The sequence below is a fragment of the Microcystis sp. M49636_WE2 genome (genome assembly GCF_030065375.1).
Taxonomy (GTDB): domain Bacteria; phylum Cyanobacteriota; class Cyanobacteriia; order Cyanobacteriales; family Microcystaceae; genus Microcystis; species Microcystis aeruginosa_C.
The window spans coordinates 1-1,203 of record NZ_JASJFG010000633.1 but is presented as its reverse complement, the minus strand read 5'-3'; the positions used below and the strand labels follow the sequence as shown (position 1 = coordinate 1,203).

Annotated in this window: 1 protein-coding gene; it reads right to left on the bottom strand. The window is 40.6% G+C overall.

Annotation, left to right across the window (positions count from 1 at the left end; genetic code table 11):
- A partial coding sequence (locus PX484_RS14660; RefSeq protein WP_288104430.1) for a hydantoinase B/oxoprolinase family protein occupies positions 1–1,031 on the bottom strand: 1,031 nt, incomplete at its 3' end.
- Positions 1,032–1,203: the final 172 nt, after the last annotated feature.

Here is a 1,203-nt window from a genome sequence, read left to right as displayed (position 1 = left end):
GCTACTACGGCCGCTGGATAAACGGGATTAAGAAAACAGCCAGATGGGATAATTAAATGGAGGGGTTTGAAACAGCCAGCATTTAAAGGAATTGCCTCCTCCACAAGGGTACGAAAAACGTATAAAACCGCCGCTCTTGTCACTGCTAGGGGTGCATTAAAATTATTATTTAACTGGTCAGATGTGCCAGTAAAATCGATGGTTGCTTGACAATTATCAATATCTATGCTAATTCTGACCTTGATGACAGCACCGTTATCCAGATAATAAGTAAATTCACCATCTTTCAGGACAGATATAGCTTTTCTCACCGCTAATTCCGCATTATCTTGAACGAACTGTTGATAGGCTTTAACCATAGCTAATCCGTAGCGCTCAACCATATTATGTAATTCTCTTTCCCCCTTGGCATTAGCGGCTATTTGTGCCTGAAAATCGGCAATATTTTGGGCGATATTGCGTGCAGGAAAAGGACTATTAGTTAAGTGATTAATTAATTCTTGTTCCCGAAACTGGCCCGCCGCTACCAGCAAAAAGTTATCGAATAAAATTCCTTCTTCGCTAATATGGACAGAGTGGGGAGGCATAGAACCGGGGGTAATGCCACCGATATCAGCTTGATGTCCCCGGGAGGCAAGATAAAATAATATTTCCTGATTTTGGCGGTCAAAAATAGGACTAATTACTGTGACATCCGGCAGGTGAGTACCGCCATTATAAGGATTATTAGCTAGATAAACATTCCCCGGACGAATCGTCTCACCTTTATCCTGAATTAAGCTTTTAACGCTATCGGCCATGGAGCCTAAATGGACGGGAATATGAGGAGCATTAGCGATTAAATTTCCCACCTCATCAAAAATAGCACAGGAGAAGTCTAGGCGCTCTTTAATATTGACACTTGCTGCCGTATTTTGGAGAGTAATCCCCATTTCTTCGGCAATAAATTGATAGAGATTTTTAAAGATTTCTAAATAAATAGGATCGGCAACGGTAGTTATTTCTGAGCGGTGAGAATTGAGAGGGGACATAGGAAAGTCAGTTATCAGTTATCAGTTATCAGTTAGCTGTCTCTTGTCTTTTTTGGCTCTACCGAACCTGTCATGTAAAACTATCAACAATTCGTGCTTGTAAAGCTTGTATACTAAGGCTTTGAGTTTTTGTTAAATTGATATTTATCAACTTTAGAGCATTGCTGGGCAG